This is a genomic window from Paenibacillus tritici (assembly GCF_013204885.1).
Classification (GTDB): Bacteria; Bacillota; Bacilli; order Paenibacillales; family Paenibacillaceae; genus Paenibacillus_AQ; species Paenibacillus_AQ tritici.
Map to the genome: position 1 here is coordinate 107,028 of NZ_JABMKX010000007.1, position 14,823 is coordinate 121,850.

General features: G+C 53.5%; 14 protein-coding genes. 7 read left to right on the forward strand and 7 right to left on the reverse strand.

Going from position 1 to position 14,823, the window contains the following annotated elements:
• Nucleotides 1-22 precede the first annotated feature (22 nt).
• Entirely contained in the window at nt 23-706 is a 684-nt protein-coding gene (locus tag HQN87_RS13875; protein ID WP_173134025.1) for a DUF4956 domain-containing protein, read from the reverse strand.
• Nucleotides 699-1,442, reverse strand: a complete 744-nt coding sequence (locus HQN87_RS13880; protein WP_173134027.1) for a polyphosphate polymerase domain-containing protein — start codon at nt 1,440-1,442, stop codon at nt 699-701. Before HQN87_RS13880 ends, HQN87_RS13875 begins: the two co-directional genes overlap by 8 nt.
• A 169-nt stretch (nt 1,443-1,611) precedes the next feature.
• Here HQN87_RS13880 and HQN87_RS13885 point away from each other — a divergent pair, with 169 nt between their 5' ends.
• Nucleotides 1,612-2,289, forward strand: a complete 678-nt coding sequence (locus HQN87_RS13885) for a response regulator transcription factor (RefSeq protein WP_173134028.1) — start codon at nt 1,612-1,614, stop codon at nt 2,287-2,289.
• Nucleotides 2,289-3,548, forward strand: coding sequence for a sensor histidine kinase (locus tag HQN87_RS13890; RefSeq protein ID WP_173134032.1), 1,260 nt, complete (start codon nt 2,289-2,291; stop codon nt 3,546-3,548). Before HQN87_RS13885 ends, HQN87_RS13890 begins: the two co-directional genes overlap by 1 nt.
• Nucleotides 3,549-3,594: 46 nt before the next feature.
• Here the strand turns inward: HQN87_RS13890 and HQN87_RS13895 are convergent, their stop codons facing one another.
• Entirely contained in the window at nt 3,595-4,860 is a 1,266-nt protein-coding gene (locus tag HQN87_RS13895) for a beta-propeller fold lactonase family protein (RefSeq protein WP_173134034.1), read from the reverse strand.
• A gap of 142 nt (nt 4,861-5,002) precedes the next feature.
• Here HQN87_RS13895 and HQN87_RS13900 point away from each other — a divergent pair, with 142 nt between their 5' ends.
• Nucleotides 5,003-5,659, forward strand: coding sequence for a Vat family streptogramin A O-acetyltransferase (locus HQN87_RS13900; RefSeq protein ID WP_173134037.1), 657 nt, complete (start codon nt 5,003-5,005; stop codon nt 5,657-5,659).
• Between the two features lie 56 nt (nt 5,660-5,715).
• Here HQN87_RS13900 and HQN87_RS13905 read toward each other — a convergent pair whose 3' ends face one another.
• The gene (locus HQN87_RS13905; RefSeq protein ID WP_254075492.1) at nt 5,716-6,792 is read right to left on the reverse strand and encodes a polysaccharide deacetylase family protein; all 1,077 of its coding nucleotides are present in this window, start codon (nt 6,790-6,792) and stop codon (nt 5,716-5,718) included.
• A gap of 631 nt (nt 6,793-7,423) precedes the next feature.
• Here HQN87_RS13905 and HQN87_RS13910 point away from each other — a divergent pair.
• Entirely contained in the window at nt 7,424-9,079 is a 1,656-nt protein-coding gene (locus tag HQN87_RS13910) for a cellulase family glycosylhydrolase (RefSeq protein WP_173134040.1), read from the forward strand.
• 139 nt (nt 9,080-9,218) lie between these two features.
• Here the strand turns inward: HQN87_RS13910 and HQN87_RS13915 are convergent, their stop codons facing one another.
• Nucleotides 9,219-9,803, reverse strand: a complete 585-nt coding sequence (locus HQN87_RS13915) for a TetR/AcrR family transcriptional regulator (RefSeq protein WP_036722827.1) — start codon at nt 9,801-9,803, stop codon at nt 9,219-9,221.
• Between the two features lie 218 nt (nt 9,804-10,021).
• On the opposite strand from HQN87_RS13915, the gene HQN87_RS13920 reads away from it, so the two are divergent.
• Nucleotides 10,022-11,131 carry an NADH:flavin oxidoreductase gene (locus HQN87_RS13920; protein WP_173134043.1) on the forward strand — a complete coding sequence of 370 codons (1,110 nt, stop codon included), beginning with the start codon at nt 10,022-10,024 and terminating at the stop codon, nt 11,129-11,131.
• 112 nt (nt 11,132-11,243) lie between these two features.
• On the opposite strand, the gene HQN87_RS13925 is transcribed toward HQN87_RS13920, so the two are convergent.
• Together HQN87_RS13925 and HQN87_RS13930 are read right to left on the reverse strand one after the other, a co-directional pair.
• A complete protein-coding gene (locus HQN87_RS13925; protein WP_173134046.1) occupies nt 11,244-11,990 on the reverse strand; it encodes a sugar phosphate nucleotidyltransferase in 747 nt (248 codons plus the stop codon).
• Nucleotides 11,991-12,005: 15 nt separating this feature from the next.
• Nucleotides 12,006-12,683 carry a TetR/AcrR family transcriptional regulator gene (locus HQN87_RS13930; RefSeq protein ID WP_173134049.1) on the reverse strand — a complete coding sequence of 226 codons (678 nt, stop codon included), beginning with the start codon at nt 12,681-12,683 and terminating at the stop codon, nt 12,006-12,008.
• A gap of 195 nt (nt 12,684-12,878) precedes the next feature.
• Here HQN87_RS13930 and HQN87_RS13935 point away from each other — a divergent pair, with 195 nt between their 5' ends.
• Together HQN87_RS13935 and HQN87_RS13940 are read left to right on the forward strand one after the other, a co-directional pair.
• A complete protein-coding gene (locus HQN87_RS13935) occupies nt 12,879-13,679 on the forward strand; it encodes an SDR family NAD(P)-dependent oxidoreductase (protein ID WP_173134052.1) in 801 nt (266 codons plus the stop codon).
• Nucleotides 13,679-14,812: an SMP-30/gluconolactonase/LRE family protein gene (locus HQN87_RS13940; protein WP_173134055.1), complete on the forward strand. Its 1,134-nt coding sequence runs from the start codon at nt 13,679-13,681 to the stop codon at nt 14,810-14,812. Before HQN87_RS13935 ends, HQN87_RS13940 begins: the two co-directional genes overlap by 1 nt.
• The last annotated feature ends 11 nt before the right edge of the window (nt 14,813-14,823 follow it).

Below are 14,823 nucleotides of genomic sequence, written 5' to 3' on the forward strand. Positions count from 1 at the left end.
ATCGTTCCCTTCTTGTAGCAGATTAATAGTCATTCATAGCGGGAGCCATCGTCAGTGAGAGATCCAGGTTACCGTTGCGGGTGCGGATAGCGTCCAGCAATTCCTTCTGGCTTGTCTGCTCATGGATCGTTACGGCATAGACCAGTTCATACAGGCTTCCGAGTTCGGTGGTTCTGATCTTTTTCAGCTCGTAGGCCACATTGAAGCGGTTGAAGACCTCCGTGAAGGCTTCCTCATATCCCAGATTCTCGGGAATAGTGATTTTCAGTGTCTTTTGCATTGACGGTCTCCGTCCGAAGCCGGTACGGTTAAGCACGGCCATCAAAGCGCAGAGAATGAGGGTGAAGAATACGGCATATCCGAATGCCCCTACCCCGCAGGCAAGCCCGGAGGCCATGGTGAACAGGACGAAGGTGATATCCTTCGGATCGCCGGGGGCGCTGCGGAACCGGATGATCGAGAAGGCGCCGGCCAGGCTGAAGGCCCGGGCAACATTGCTGCCGATGAGCAGGATGATGATCGCTACTATAACTGGCAGCAGGACCATCGTCAGCGTGAAGCTCTGCGAATATCCGGCAGGGCTCGTCTTCATGTAGGTGAAGCTGATCAGTCCGCCAAGTACAATGGAGATGAGTATGGTTAATATAGCACTGGTGAGGGTTAGCTCCGAAGAGGCCGCAGCGGTGGCAAAAATCGACTCAAGCATAAAGGACACGCTCTCTTTCTGATTGGCTGTTTCTCAGCATTTTTTTATATTCATTGCCGTATTTGGAGAAGCTGGTGCGGTACATGTGATGCTCCGAGAGCAGCCGGGCCAGCCAGACCGGAATGGTCTTCTCGGCCTTCACCTCCATCAGCCATTGCCCCGGCTCCAGCAGCTCCTCGCCATATACACCGTGCTCCATCTTCAGATCATACCGGCGGCAGCGGATGTTAGTATCGAAGGTGATGCGCAGGTCACGGCTGTTTTTGCAGAACATGGCTTTGCGGTCATAGGACAGATACAGCTTAGGCACCAGCTCATAACGGGTCAGCAAGTACTTGATCTCTTCCATCACCTGCTTGTTCATGTAGCTCTTGAACTCAGGCTCAATGCCGGTGGCGACGAAGTCATACGCTTCCTTCAGCTTCAGTGGAGTCCTTCTTTTGTTGACCAGACCCAGCACCTTCTTCTTGATCTCCAGATAGACCCTGGTGTCACCTGCGGGAATGCCGTAGGCTCTGATGCGGAGCTTCTCCTTGTATTTCGGCTTCGCCAGGCTGCTGCGGATCAGGGAATCCTGCGGTGTGTCATAATACAGGTTGGTGATGGAGTAGTACTCCCCCTGCTTGTTGTATTCATCAGGCTCCATATATTCCAGCAGTTCGTGATAGAGCTTCAGACAGGATTCATTGCCAAGCAGATATTTGTTCTCGTAACGGTTGAAGACCTCGATAGCCATAGGGTTCAGATCCTTTCGGGTGAGTAATGGGTGCCGCTTGCTTATGACTGTATCTTAGCCCCCGAACCTTTAGTGAATCTTAAATGACCGGATTAAGGTTGATTAAAGGTACCCTTGATATAATGGCTTAGCAGCAAGTACATTACTTATGTAGAGGATGATGCATCCGATGAGAATATTAATCGTAGAAGACGAGGTTCATCTGGCGGAAGCCTTAACCCAAATCCTCAAAAAGCACCATTACTCGGTAGACGCGGTTCATGACGGCAGAGCCGGTCTCGATTATGCCCGGAGCGGAATCTATGATCTGCTGTTGCTCGATATTATGATGCCGGAGCTGGATGGAATCAGCGTGCTGAAGGAGCTACGGAAGGATGGAATCTCCACGCCGGTCATTATGCTGACAGCCAAAGGGGAGATCACCGATATGGTGACCGGACTCGATTATGGAGCGGACGACTATATCGCCAAGCCGTTCTCCTCGGAGGAGCTGCTGGCCCGAATCCGGGCGGCCCTGCGGCGCAAGGGGGAGGTTATTCCTGACGATGCCCTGAAGTTCGGGGATATTGAGCTGAATACGGTGAATCCGAAGCTGACGGTCAACGGCAAAGAGATGAAGCTGAACCTGAAGGAGACCGAGCTGCTGGAGCTGCTGATCTTAAGGAAGCAGGCGGTCACCTCGAAGGAGCAGATTATTGAGAAGCTGTGGGGCTTCGATTCCGAGGCGGAGCATAATAATGTGGAGGTCTACATTTCTTTTTTGCGTAAAAAGCTTGCCTTCCTCAGCTCCGGGGTACGCATCAGCACGATTAGAGGCGTGGGTTACGTCTTAGAGGGGAGTCCCTGATGTTCCATAAACTCAGAACACGGTTCCTGATTGTCAATCTGGTCACCATCTCGGTGATCATGCTGATTGCCTTCGCCACGATCTATATCATCATGTACGTCAATGTGCAAAATGATATCAATATGGCGCTGCACCGGATAGCGGATATGCAGCAAAGACCGGGCGACTCCCCCTTTCCCCGCGGCAGCGGAGAGGGTAAGGTGCCGATGGATAAAGGGCCGATGGACCCCTACCAGCCGGAGCGCTCTGTCTCCTTCACCGTACAGACGGATGCAAGCGGCACACTGCTCACGAAGGAATCCAAATTCACGATGGACGATGAATTCTATGACGCCGCGCTGAAGGAAGCCCTGCGCATAGACAAGGACACCGGCCGGTTCACCCTGGACGGCAGCCGCTGGATCTTCATGGTCAAGTCAACAAGCGGCGGGAAGCAGCTCGTCTTCATGGACATCACCGCCCAGCAGAGCATCCTAACCAACCTTATCTATACCTTCACAGCCGTGGGCCTGCTGATGCTGATCATCCTGTACTTCACCAGCCGCTACTTCGCGGGGCGCTCGATTGCGCCGGTCCGGGAGGCTTTTGACAAGCAGAAGCAGTTCATCGCCGATGCCTCCCATGAGCTGAAGACCCCGCTGACGATCATCAACACCAACGCGGATGTGCTGCTGGCGAACAGTGACGATACCATCCGCAATCAGGCGAAATGGCTGCAGTATATCAAGTCCGAGACCGAGCGGATGACCCGGCTGACCAATGACCTGCTGTACCTGACGGAGATGGATGACTCCCGGACCGCGATGCTCCACACCAGGTTCAATATAAGCGAGGCGGTAGAGAATATTATCCTGACTATGGAGGCGGTCATCTTCGAGAAGAATATCACCTTCAGCTACGACCTTCAGCCTGAGCTTACCGTACACGGCAACAGCGAGCAGCTCAAGCAGGTGGTGATGATTCTGCTGGACAATGCGGTGAAATACACGAATCCGAAGGGCGCCGTACACCTCTCCCTCTACAAGCACAACAGCGATGTCCTCCTCTCCGCCTCGAATACGGGGGAAGGCATCGCTGCTGAGCACCTGACGCGGATTTTTGACCGCTTTTACCGTACGGATACCTCCAGAGCACGCAAGCAGGGCGGCTACGGCCTGGGTCTGGCTATCGCTAAGTCGATTGTGGATCAGCATAAGGGGAGAATATACGCAAAAAGTGTAGTTGGCGAGTCCACGACGTTCTATCTGCAATTGCCTTAAAAAGCTTGAATCGCTAAAGATAGGGATTCCTTGTCCCATTGGGTGCCTATGGATTGACGCCGACCGAGAAGGGTCGCGCACCGACCGGAATGACGCTGACCACAGCTTGGGTAACCCCGTCAATAACCGATACCGTGTTATCATCCTGGTTGGTGATATATATCCGGTTCGTCAAGGGATTGGCTCCCGCGCCGTTGGGATTATTTCCGACCGGAATGGTAGTAATCACTGTATTCGTTAACCCGCCAATCACCGAGACATTGTCGGTATCCCGGTTGGGCACATAGATGGCATTGGTAGATACGTTCACTCCCAGCTCAGCCGGAGTCGTGCCCACAAGCACATTAGTGATCACCGTATTGGTGGCTCCATCAATGACGGATACCGTGTTGCTGGTCAAGTTGGAGACATAGATCCGGTTCGTCGCAGGATCAACGCCCACCCGGAACGGGTTAACCTGAACGGGAATCTGGGTAATCACTGTATTGGTAGCCCCGTCAATGACGGTAACAATATCTGAGTTGAAATCAGAGACATAAATCGTATTGGTTAAGGAATTCACGCCGATTCCCGTTGGAAAAGGCGAACCCCCGGCAGGAATAATGGTCGTCACCACAGTGTTGGTCAATCCGTCAATAACAGTCACCGTATTATCATTGAAATTAGCCACATAGATGGCATTGGTAGCGGTATTGACTGCCACTGCCCCCGAGCCACCTCCGGCAGGAACGGTGGTAAGTATCGTGTTCGTCACTCCGTCAATGACGGATACGTTATCGCTGTTCAGATTTGCCACGTAGATCCGGTTGGTTAACGGGTTCACTGCAACTCCTGCAGGATTCACACCGACAGGAATGACTGCTACCACCGCACCCGTTGCCCCGTTGATCACAGAGACATCATTGCTATTGAAATTAGAGACATAGATCCGGTTGACGGAGCCTGTGGCTGCTCCATCTTCAGCTCCCAGCAGCTCGGCTGAGACGAGACGGTGGGCGGTAACCAGCTGTCCGGCTGAATCCTTGCCCCATACGGAGACCTCTGTCTGCAATTCAGCGAGACCTTCCGTCGTGAAGACAAATTCATAGGCATCCAGATTGGCAAAGTAATTTCTTGTGATTACCTCATCCGGGGAAACCGTAATAAGCTCGCTAACATACAACGTTCTTGTGAGGGTTAAATTATACCCATGGATCAGAACCGCAGACGGATTCACCGCATCCCGGTTATCGACTTTGACCGTCACCTGTACCGTAGGCCTTACACTATTCACTGCATTATTCTCAATAGGTCCTGTTGATAGAATAGCCATTCCAGCCAAGCCTCCCTTAACATAAGAGATTACAAACTACCAGTCTCTTATAATATATGGAAGAACTGTAGTCTCGCTTGGACTATACTATAGCTAGAATCCAATCATGACGTACCCATTTATCCAGGAAAGGTGTGATCCTATGCATTCTACAGGACCAAATCCGGATGACCTCCATCCGAATCCTCAGATCAGGCAAGTCCGCTTCATCAAAAATATGATTACCCGCCCCAACATCACCGCCGGAGACTTCTCCTACTATGATGATCCTGACGAGTCGGTATCCTTCGAGAGCCGCGTCACCCATCATTATGAGTTCATCGGAGACCAGCTGATCATCGGCAAATTCTGTGCCATCGCCCGAGGCGTCGAATTCATCATGAATGGGGCCAACCACCGGATGGGCTCGGTGACCACCTATCCCTTCAACATTATGGGCGGAGGCTGGGAAGCGGCCACCCCAGAGCTGGCGGAGCTGCCCTACAAAGGCGATACCGTCATCGGCAACGATGTCTGGATCGGCCAGAACGCCACCATTATGCCGGGCGTGAGCATTGGCGACGGAGCCATTATCGCCGCCAATGCCACTGTCACCAAGGATGTGCCTGCATATCATATTGCCGGGGGCAATCCGGGCCGGATTCTGCGGCAGCGCTTCGGAGACGAGCTCATCGCCCTCCTGCTGAAGCTGAAGTGGTGGGACTGGAGCCCGGAGAAGATTACAGCGAATCTTGAGGTACTATGCAGCAGCGATCTGGAGAATATCCGCGGCCTGGCGGGCGAAGCTGAAGCACAATAAGGGGGTGCCCCGGCAGCCATGCGCCGGCTGACTGGGGCCCCCCTTAAATATGCGCGCTAGTTGATTTCCAGATAATCCAGGTAAGCATCCCAGGTCCCGTCATCGGCTGTGACCACCAGCTCAATAATCTGATTTCCGGTTCCATGGCTGACATTGCTGATCGTATAGACCGCAGGGCTGCTTCCGCCATAATAAAAGGTGCCCTTCGTCACCCCTCCAATCTTCAGGTCAACTCTGGCCATGCTGGCGTTATTTGAAGCCGCACGAAGGGAAAAATTGTGGGTGCCAATCGTGAAATTCTGTGTGTACTTCACAGAATCATTATTCGCGTATAAGGCGACTCCAGAGAACGGCGAGCTGATATTCGCGGTATATTGACCGGCCTTGGTCATATTCTCCGCCTCTACCTTCGTCGTAGCAGGACTGCCGCCGCCACCGTCAGGTGCGACTGCCCTGCCGGTTGCCGGAGAGATCATACCAGAGCATAGGCCGCGGCTCTTGAGATTCTGCGCGATCTGTGGAACGGCCTGGAGCGTGGTCTGGTATTGGTCATGCATTAGGATGACATCCCCATTCTGCAGCTTGCCTGCGGCGGTCACGATCTGGGCCGTAGTCGCTCCGTTCCAGTCCTGGGAGTCCACATTCCAGAGCACTTCAGTAAGACCTTGCTGGGCCAGGGTCGACTTCAGGGCTGCGTTGGTCGCACCATACGGCGGACGGAACAGCTTCGGCGCTGTGCCGGTAATGGATTGCAGTGTCTGCTGCGCCTTAACAATCTCAGAGGTTACCTGGGCAGTGCCGAGCTGTGTCAGATTCGGATGCGACCAGGAATGGTTGCCAATCCACATGCCCGCATTCTTCTGGGCAAGCACGAGGGAAGCATGATTCTGCGCATTCTGACCGACGTTGAAGAACGTGGCCCGCAAGCCATTCTGCTGCAGAGCATTCAGCAGGTTCGTTGTCGTGTTGGGATTCGGTCCATCATCATAAGTTAAGCCCACATAACCGTTCGTGCACTCAGCGGCGAACACCTTGTCCCCGCTCACCGCCAGTGAGCCCATGAATAGGGACACGACCAGCGACCCGATGGCGGCCCATTGGATGACTTTGGATTTCATTTGGATTGAATACATGATTCTGCACGCTCCTCTCAAATATGGATAACGCTTACATTTGTAACTATAACAATTATTCCCTTTTATGACTAGCTGTAATTCTCATAATCTGGCAGAATAAATAGTAGATAGTATGCGATGACCCCCTACCACGACGCCTGCCAGCCAACAAGTGGAATAACGTATCTTAATTCGCCGATTTCGGAGCAATCCAGGGAAGCAAGTGGAAAAACTCCAACTACTATTGTCCGTTTCGGCTTCTTTGGCTGATATGTGATCATTTAAGTGCTATTTTTCCAACTCTTGCCGTAATACGGCCCATTCGTCCCTCAGCAAGTGGAGGAAATCCATCTAATTCCGCTCCCCGGCTCGCCTTCAGAGCGGCGCTGCTCATCAACATGTTCCGCTCCCGGCCTCGCCTTCAGAGCGGCGCTGCTCATCAGCATGTTCCGCCCCGTTTAGCCTTCAGCGAAGCGCATCTCATTAGCACTTTCGCCCCCCGCTTAGCCTTCGAAGCACTTCTCAGCAGCATTCAAACGAATTCAATAATTTTCCATATTTAAGGCTGTCCCGGATGAATAGGTTTTCATTCGGCCCGTATGATATAAAGTTCGACTTTATCATGAATCATATACGAGGAGGAAAGTGAATGACCTTTGGTTTCAGGACACTGGGGAAGATGCTTTTGGCTGTAGCACTGCTTGCAGGTACCGCCGCTTTTGCCGGACATAGGGTGAATGCGCAGCAGACAACAGGCAGTTATTACCACACTTCGGGCAGCCGGATTGTAGATTCGCAGGGGAACCCGGCCGTATTCAACGGACTCAACTGGTTTGGCTTCGAGACAGCGAACTATTCCCCGCACGGATTATGGTCGCGTTCCATGGATGATGTGCTCGATCAGGTCCGCGCAGAAGGGTACAACTTGATTCGCCTGCCGTTCAGCAGTCAAATGTTCGATCCGGCCTCCCAGGCCAACAGCATTGATTATGCCAAGAACCCGGACCTCGCAGGTCTGACTCCCATCGAAATCATGGATACCTTAATCGAAAAAGCCGGCCAGCGCGGCATTCAAATCTTCCTGGACCGCCACCGCCCTGATTCCGGCGGGCAGTCGACGCTCTGGTATACCGCCGCATATCCTGAATCCCGCTGGATCAGTGACTGGGTGATGCTGGCTGCACGGTATGCGAATAATCCTACGGTAATCGGTGCCGACCTGCATAATGAGCCTCACGGCACGGCAAGCTGGGGGACCGGCGATCTAAGCACAGACTGGCGGCTCGCAGCTCAGCGGGCAGGGAATGCAATCCTTGCAGTGAATCCGCACTGGCTGATCATTGTCGAAGGGATCGAGCAGAATGTGCAGGGTAACACCAGTAAGTACTGGTGGGGCGGCAACCTCACCGGGGTGCGGAATTATCCGGTAACGCTTACCGTTCCGAATCAAGTGGTCTATTCTCCGCATGATTACGGTCCCGGAGTGGCGGAGCAGCCGTGGTTCAGCGATCCTGCTTTTCCGGCGAATCTGCCTGCCATATGGGATCAGACGTGGGGCTATATCAGCAAAGAGAACATTGCCCCTCTAATCATGGGTGAATTCGGAGGACGCAGCGTGGATACCCTCTCGGTTGAAGGGAAGTGGCAAAATAAACTAGTCGATTACATCGGCACGAATGACCTGTACTGGACCTACTGGACACTGAATCCCAACAGCGGGGATACCGGCGGTCTGCTGCAGGATGACTGGGCAACCTGGAACCGGCCGAAGCAGCTCATGCTGAACCGGATCATGAAGACGGTCACCTTCCCTCCTATTGAACAGCCTGGAGGCCCCGGGACAGGACCTGTAACCGCCACTCCGCTCTACCGCAGTGATGAGGCCGGCAACAACGTGGGCTCCATCCGGGCAAGTCTTCAGCTAAAGAGCACTTCCACCGTCCCCGTCCCGCTCAGCCAATTCACGATCCGTTACTGGTTCACCCAGGACGGCAGCTCCGCACACACCATGGAGATTGACTACGCCGTCGTCGGCAAAAACAATATCCAGACCACCATCGTCCCGCTCACAGCTCCGGTCCCTGATGCCGATGCCTACGCTGAAATCTCCTTTAAGGACGGGGCAGGCAGCCTGGCTGCTTCCGGCTCGACCGGAGAGATCCAGTTCCGTATTCACAAGGATAACTATGCGAATTATAGCCAGGCCAACGATTACTCCTTCCGGCCGCTGCTGACCAGCTTCACCGCCAACGACCGGATCACTGTATACCATAACGGGACGCTCATCTACGGCGTAGAGCCGTAACCAAGCGGAAACGGCTACGAGGCTATCCCAAAGGCAGGTTTTCTACGGCGGAAGACAGTTCTCTTCATTCTTAAAACCAACAAAAAGTGAGCAGAGCAGCGATTTTCCCATTTGGAGGATCGCTGCTCTGCGTTTTTGGTCATTGGGGGCTCATGGGAAATCCGCCCGTGATCAGCGGCATTACCCGCTCCGCCAGTTCGGAGGAAGACTCTGATCTTCCCTCCAGATTCCAGCGGTAGGTTACGCCATATAAGGACCAGCTTAGCAGGGTGGCGGCAGTTGCAAGCGGCTTCGAATCTGTAGCTGCAGCTGATCCGGAGATCAGCTGCAGGATAAGTTTCTCGAGATGCAGCTTAATATTCTCCTCAAGTAAGAGAGCTACAGAATCATATCTTTTGAAACAGCGGTGGCTGTTTTCATGATAATTACATAATGCTACTATCAGCTCTTGAAGCGTTTTCTCAGTCAACGGTCCTTTTGCATCGACTTTATGGAGGACCATATTCGTAAAGGCATCTAACAAAAAGGCTTCGAACAGCGCATATTTATCCTGGAAATGTGCATAAAAGGTGGTCCTGTTAATCGTAGCTGCTTTGGTAATGTCGCCGACGGTTATCGAGTTGAAGTCCATGATATTCAATTGCCGGACGAAGGCATCCAGAATTAATTGACGGGTCCGAATCACCCGCGGGTCGTTCGGATTGGGGGGAAGTATGCCAGCCATCCAAGGAGCGCCCCTTTCAGAAGAGATTATAATCCTCTTATTATAAACATGTGCTCTGTACACAACAAATAGGATCTGCCAATACGACAGTTTTTCCGGCTTCTAGCTTAAGCAACAACTTGGGCAGTTTGTTGGTTGAAGGGAGGATTGGAGCTTGTTACTATTGCATTCATACCCCGCTTTGAGAATAATCATTCAACCTACAGGAGGCGTTAACCATGGCTAAACAACAGGAGCAAATCCATTCACTGGAGACCTTATTTGAACCGTACACGGTTCAACAATTAACTATACCCAACCGGATTGTAATGTCACCGATGGCGCGTGCTTTTTCACCGGAGGGAGTACCGGGTGAGGATATGGCAGCGTATTACCGCCGCCGTGCTGAGAATGGGGTGGGGCTAATCATCACCGTTGGTATGATTGACCATCCGGCAGCAAGCAGTGATCCGGGACTGGCTAATCTCTTTGGTGAAGCCGCTCTGAACGGCTGGCGTGAAGTCATCAGACAGGTTCATGAGGCCGGCGGTATCATTTTTCCGCAGTTGTCACATATGGGAATGATTCGGTCCATGGGTTCCCAGCCTCACCCGGATGCACCATCAATCGGGCCATCAGGACTCGACATGCAGGGGAACAAGATAAGCGGGCCGATGACAGAAGAAGAAATTGCCGGGGTCATTCAGGCCTATGCCGATGCGGCAGTGAATGCACAGCAAGCTGGCTTCGACGGAATAGAGCTCTCCGGCGGCCACGGCTTGTTGATTGACCAGTTCTTCTGGGAAATAACCAATCAGCGGACGGACCGCTATGGCGGCGATTTCCTGAAGCGTACCCGGTTTGCAGCCGAAGTTGTCCAGGCCGTCCGCGCTGTAGTCGGACCGGATTATCCGATTTCCATCCGGTTGTCCCAGTGGAAGATGGGGGATTACACGGCGAAGCTGGTGGATACACCGGAGCAGCTGGAGCAATTCCTGGATGTGCTGGTACAGGCAGGGGTGGATATTTTCCACATCTCGACCCGCAGGTTCTGGGACCCGGAATTCGCGGGCTCGGAGCTGGGTCTCGCCGGATGGGTGAAGAAGCTTACCGGGAAGCCGACGATTGCCGTTGGTTCCGTAGGCATGGACAATGATCCCGCTGAAGGCGGGGATGCAGACCATCAAGGGATGGAGGAGCTGCTGAAGCGGCTGGACCACCAGGAGTTCGATCTGGTAGCGGTTGGACGCGCACTTCTGGGTGATCCGGCATGGGCGAAGAAAATCCGTGAGGGCAGGTTGGAGGAAATTCAAGCCTTTACTCCAGAGGCGGCGGCCCAATTGTACTGAATCATAGATAATCTCCAAGAACTGCTCTACTACCCTTGCTCTTCCAAAAAAAACGCACGGGAATGAGAAATTCTCTCTGTACCCGTGCGTTTTTTTTGATTATTAACCCAGATCACTCTGCCTGTTCCCCCAGCCTGACCCGCATCTCTGCGTAGGCCTCCGGGGTGCCGACATCATCAATCGTCCCCTCCGTATAATAGGCCCGCATCTCCTGGCGGGAATGCAGCCACTCGGGGAAATAACTCGGCGCATCCGGGTTGCCCCCCTCGGCCAGATAACGGGAGAACAGCGGCAGCGTGGACCGCTTATAGATATAGAGAGCGAATACGCCTATGTTCGAGCGGGGCTCCTGCGGCTTCTCCTCCAGCGACAGGACCCGCATCTGCGCATCCAGCTCCGCCACACCGATACTGCGAAGCTCAGCCGGATCATCTACCTTACGGACAAGAATACAGTCGGTACCCACCTCGTGAAAATACTCCAAGTACCCCTCAAGGCCGAATCCCAGCACATTATCGCCTGCCAGAACCAGCAGATCCTCCTGCGGCTGTTCCCGCTCCAGCACAAACTGGATATCGCCAATCGCGCCTAACCGGCCCTCAGGAGAAGAAGTGCCATCGTTCAGCACCCGAACCGGCTTCAAGCCCTGATACTGCTGCTGCCACTGTTCAAAAGCATGAAAAAAGCGGTCATTCGTCACAATGAGAATCTCTGAAATCTCCTCCAGTACCTCCAGCCGGGCGGCCAGCAGATCCAGGATCGTCCGACTCCCCTGAACAGGCAGCAGCGGCTTGGGGGTATCCCGGGTTAACGGATAGAGGCGGGTGGCATATCCCGCAGCCAAGATTAGTGCAATCATCCCTTGTTCGCTCCTCTACTCTGGCTTGGATGCGGCAAACAAGGACTCAGACAGCAGCATCATTGTTTGTCTATATATGGTATGGGCTGCCTCCACATCACCCAGGAACCCGCCCATATACAGGTGGATTACACCGTGCAGCGATGCCCATATGGTGCTGACCAGGTTCCCGGTCTCTTCCTGATCCGAGATCTGTCCCTGCTCCTGGGCAGTGCTGATTAGAACCAGCAGGCGGTGTATGGCAGTCATCGTTCCCTGCATACTCTCCGCATCCGGCTTGAACTCGGCAAAAGCCCCTCCGAACATCAGCTTATAGTAGCTGGTGTAGTCCTGTCCGAACTGCCAGAACGCTTCGCCCAGATCCAGCAGATGCTGCAGCAGATCTGGCGACGGCGGCACCTCTTCGAAGCGCTGGGCCAGCAGCTTGCAGCCCTCCAGATACAATTGCTGGGCCAGACCCTCTTTATTGACAAACAAATTGTAAATGATCTTGGTGGAGCAGCCCATTCTTTGCGATACTCTGCGCACAGTGACGGCCTCCGGCCCCTCTTCCTGAAGAATGGCGGCGGCCGCATCCACCACAAGCTTACGGAGATTCTCCGTATTTTGCAGACGGGCTTCCTGATATGTTTTTAATACCCGCTCCGTGGAGGGTGAAGATTTGTCTTCGCTACTGATAAGAATCACCTTCATTCGGTTATCATGTTATGGACCAGCAACAGAGTTGCCCGGTTATAACAGGAATTCTAAACATTTGAACATAGGTTGTCAATTGAACCCTCACGCTCAAAAAAAGGAGTTGACACAGGCGCGTCCTTTTGGTTACTATGATTCACATAGGAAACAGTGTTACCAAAACAAAACATTGTACCAGAAGGAGTAGAACTTATGAATATTAAAGGAAAATGGTCGTTGATCACCGGGGCCTCTTCGGGAATCGGCGAACAGTTCGCAAGACAGTTAGCCAAGGAAGGCAGTCATCTGGTGCTGGTAGCCCGAACCAAAAGCAAACTTGAAGCGCTCGCAGCCGAGTTGACGCGCAGCCATGGAGTCCAGTGCCGGGTTATTCCCCTGGATCTATCGCTCGAAGGCGCTGCCGGAGAGCTGTACCGTCAATGCCAGCAGCTTGGCCTGAGTATAGATCTGCTGGTTAACAATGCGGGCTTTGCCACCCACGGCCTATTCGAGGAGGTCTCCGGCGAACGGCAGCATGAAGAAGTGATGCTCAACGTCACCGCTGTAGTCGATATGACTCATTTATTCCTTCCCGGCATGCTCCACAGAGGGGCAGGTGCGGTGATCAATGTATCGTCGACCGCAGGCTTTCAGCCGCTGCCTTATATGGCCGTATACGGGGCGACCAAGGCCTTTGTCTTGTCCTTTACCGACGCGCTGTGGTGGGAGAATCGTAATCGCGGCGTTCAATTCTTCGCCCTGTGTCCAGGCTCGACGGAGACTAATTTCTTCAACGTGGTGGGTACGGAGGATGCGTCTGTCGGCGGCGCGAAGGACACGCCGGAGCGGGTAGTAGCCCTTACCCTGCGCGCTATGGCCAGAGGGAAACAGTATGTTGTTCCGGGACTCCGCAATTACCTGAGTGCCCAGATTACCCGGTTCATGACCCGCAGACAAGGTCTGCGGCTGGTTGGCGGTATGCTTCGCCCTACACACTCTAAGGAGGATCTATAATGTCCACAGTAACCAATCCACGTAAACGTTCCACCGGTCAACACATCCGCAGATGGGGTTTGGTCCTGCTCGGGGTCATTGTGCTGGGAATCGCCGGATTCCTGCTGATGCCTGCCCCGGTGGAGCCCGCTGTATGGTCTGCACCTGCCGCCCCTTCTTTTGAGACGGAGGGTCCCTGGAAAGAGAACAACAAGCTTAGCTCCGCAGAGCTTGTGACAGACCGCGCGAAGTTCCCGGAATTTATCACTTTTGATGCCGCGGGGCGGCTATATACAGGCGACTCTGACGGCACAATCTACCGGGTGGCCTTCGATGCGGAAGGCAAAGCGCAGCCGGCCGAAGTGTTCGCCGATACCCAGGGAACACCTAACGGGCTGAAATTCGATGCCGACGGAAATTTGATTGTGGCGGATATTCAGAAGGGGCTGCTGTCGATTGACAAGGATGGAAAGATTGAAGTGTTGGCCACTGAAGTAGATGGAGGACCGATCTATCTGGCGAATGAGCTGGACATCGCGCAAGACGGATCGATCTATTTCTCCGATACCTCTAACTATGGGAAGGTCATGTTCAAAGAGATCGCCGAGAACAAACCGCATGGACGATTGTTGAAATATGATCCGCAGACCAAGCAGACAACCGTTCTGCTGAAGGATTTGTATTTCGCCAACGGAGTCGTATTGTCTGCCGATGAAGATTTCGTACTTGTTGCTGAATCTTACCATTACCAGCTGACCCGCTATTGGCTGAAGGGGCCCAAGCAAGGCACCTCTGATCTTTTTGCGGAGAATCTGGCGGGGTTCCCGGACAATATCACCCGGGATGCCCAGGGACACTTCTGGGTAGGGGTATTCACGACCCGTCTGGCTTTTGCCGATTACATGCATAGTCACCCCTGGGTAGCAGCAACGATGTCCAAAGTTCCGCAGCCCTTGTTGAATGGAGCAAGTGCCCCGGTGAAGCACGGACTAGTCGCAGAATACGGACCCGAAGGAGAGCTAGTGAACAGCTGGCATGATCCGAAAGGAACCTTGTATGGCATCACCACTGCCGTAAGCCACGGGGAGTATTTATATCTCGGAACCGCACCAGGCGGCAGCCAGGGAGTTCACCGGGTGCTTTTGAAGCCGTAAGATTGTTACAT

Bases quoted from the DNA above. Each gene is read 5' to 3' on its own strand.
- HQN87_RS13875 (WP_173134025.1), bottom strand. From the start codon at position 706: ATGCTTGAGTCGATTTTTGCCACCGCTGCGGCCTCTTCGGAGCTAACC.
- HQN87_RS13880 (WP_173134027.1), bottom strand. From the start codon at position 1,442: ATGGCTATCGAGGTCTTCAACCGTTACGAGAACAAATATCTGCTTGGC.
- HQN87_RS13885 (WP_173134028.1), top strand. From the start codon at position 1,612: ATGAGAATATTAATCGTAGAAGACGAGGTTCATCTGGCGGAAGCCTTA.
- HQN87_RS13890 (WP_173134032.1), top strand. From the start codon at position 2,289: ATGTTCCATAAACTCAGAACACGGTTCCTGATTGTCAATCTGGTCACC.
- HQN87_RS13895 (WP_173134034.1), bottom strand. From the start codon at position 4,860: ATGGCTATTCTATCAACAGGACCTATTGAGAATAATGCAGTGAATAGT.
- HQN87_RS13900 (WP_173134037.1), top strand. From the start codon at position 5,003: ATGCATTCTACAGGACCAAATCCGGATGACCTCCATCCGAATCCTCAG.
- HQN87_RS13905 (WP_254075492.1), bottom strand. From the start codon at position 6,792: ATGTATTCAATCCAAATGAAATCCAAAGTCATCCAATGGGCCGCCATC.
- HQN87_RS13910 (WP_173134040.1), top strand. From the start codon at position 7,424: ATGACCTTTGGTTTCAGGACACTGGGGAAGATGCTTTTGGCTGTAGCA.
- HQN87_RS13915 (WP_036722827.1), bottom strand. From the start codon at position 9,803: ATGGCTGGCATACTTCCCCCCAATCCGAACGACCCGCGGGTGATTCGG.
- HQN87_RS13920 (WP_173134043.1), top strand. From the start codon at position 10,022: ATGGCTAAACAACAGGAGCAAATCCATTCACTGGAGACCTTATTTGAA.
- HQN87_RS13925 (WP_173134046.1), bottom strand. From the start codon at position 11,990: ATGATTGCACTAATCTTGGCTGCGGGATATGCCACCCGCCTCTATCCG.
- HQN87_RS13930 (WP_173134049.1), bottom strand. From the start codon at position 12,683: ATGAAGGTGATTCTTATCAGTAGCGAAGACAAATCTTCACCCTCCACG.
- HQN87_RS13935 (WP_173134052.1), top strand. From the start codon at position 12,879: ATGAATATTAAAGGAAAATGGTCGTTGATCACCGGGGCCTCTTCGGGA.
- HQN87_RS13940 (WP_173134055.1), top strand. From the start codon at position 13,679: ATGTCCACAGTAACCAATCCACGTAAACGTTCCACCGGTCAACACATC.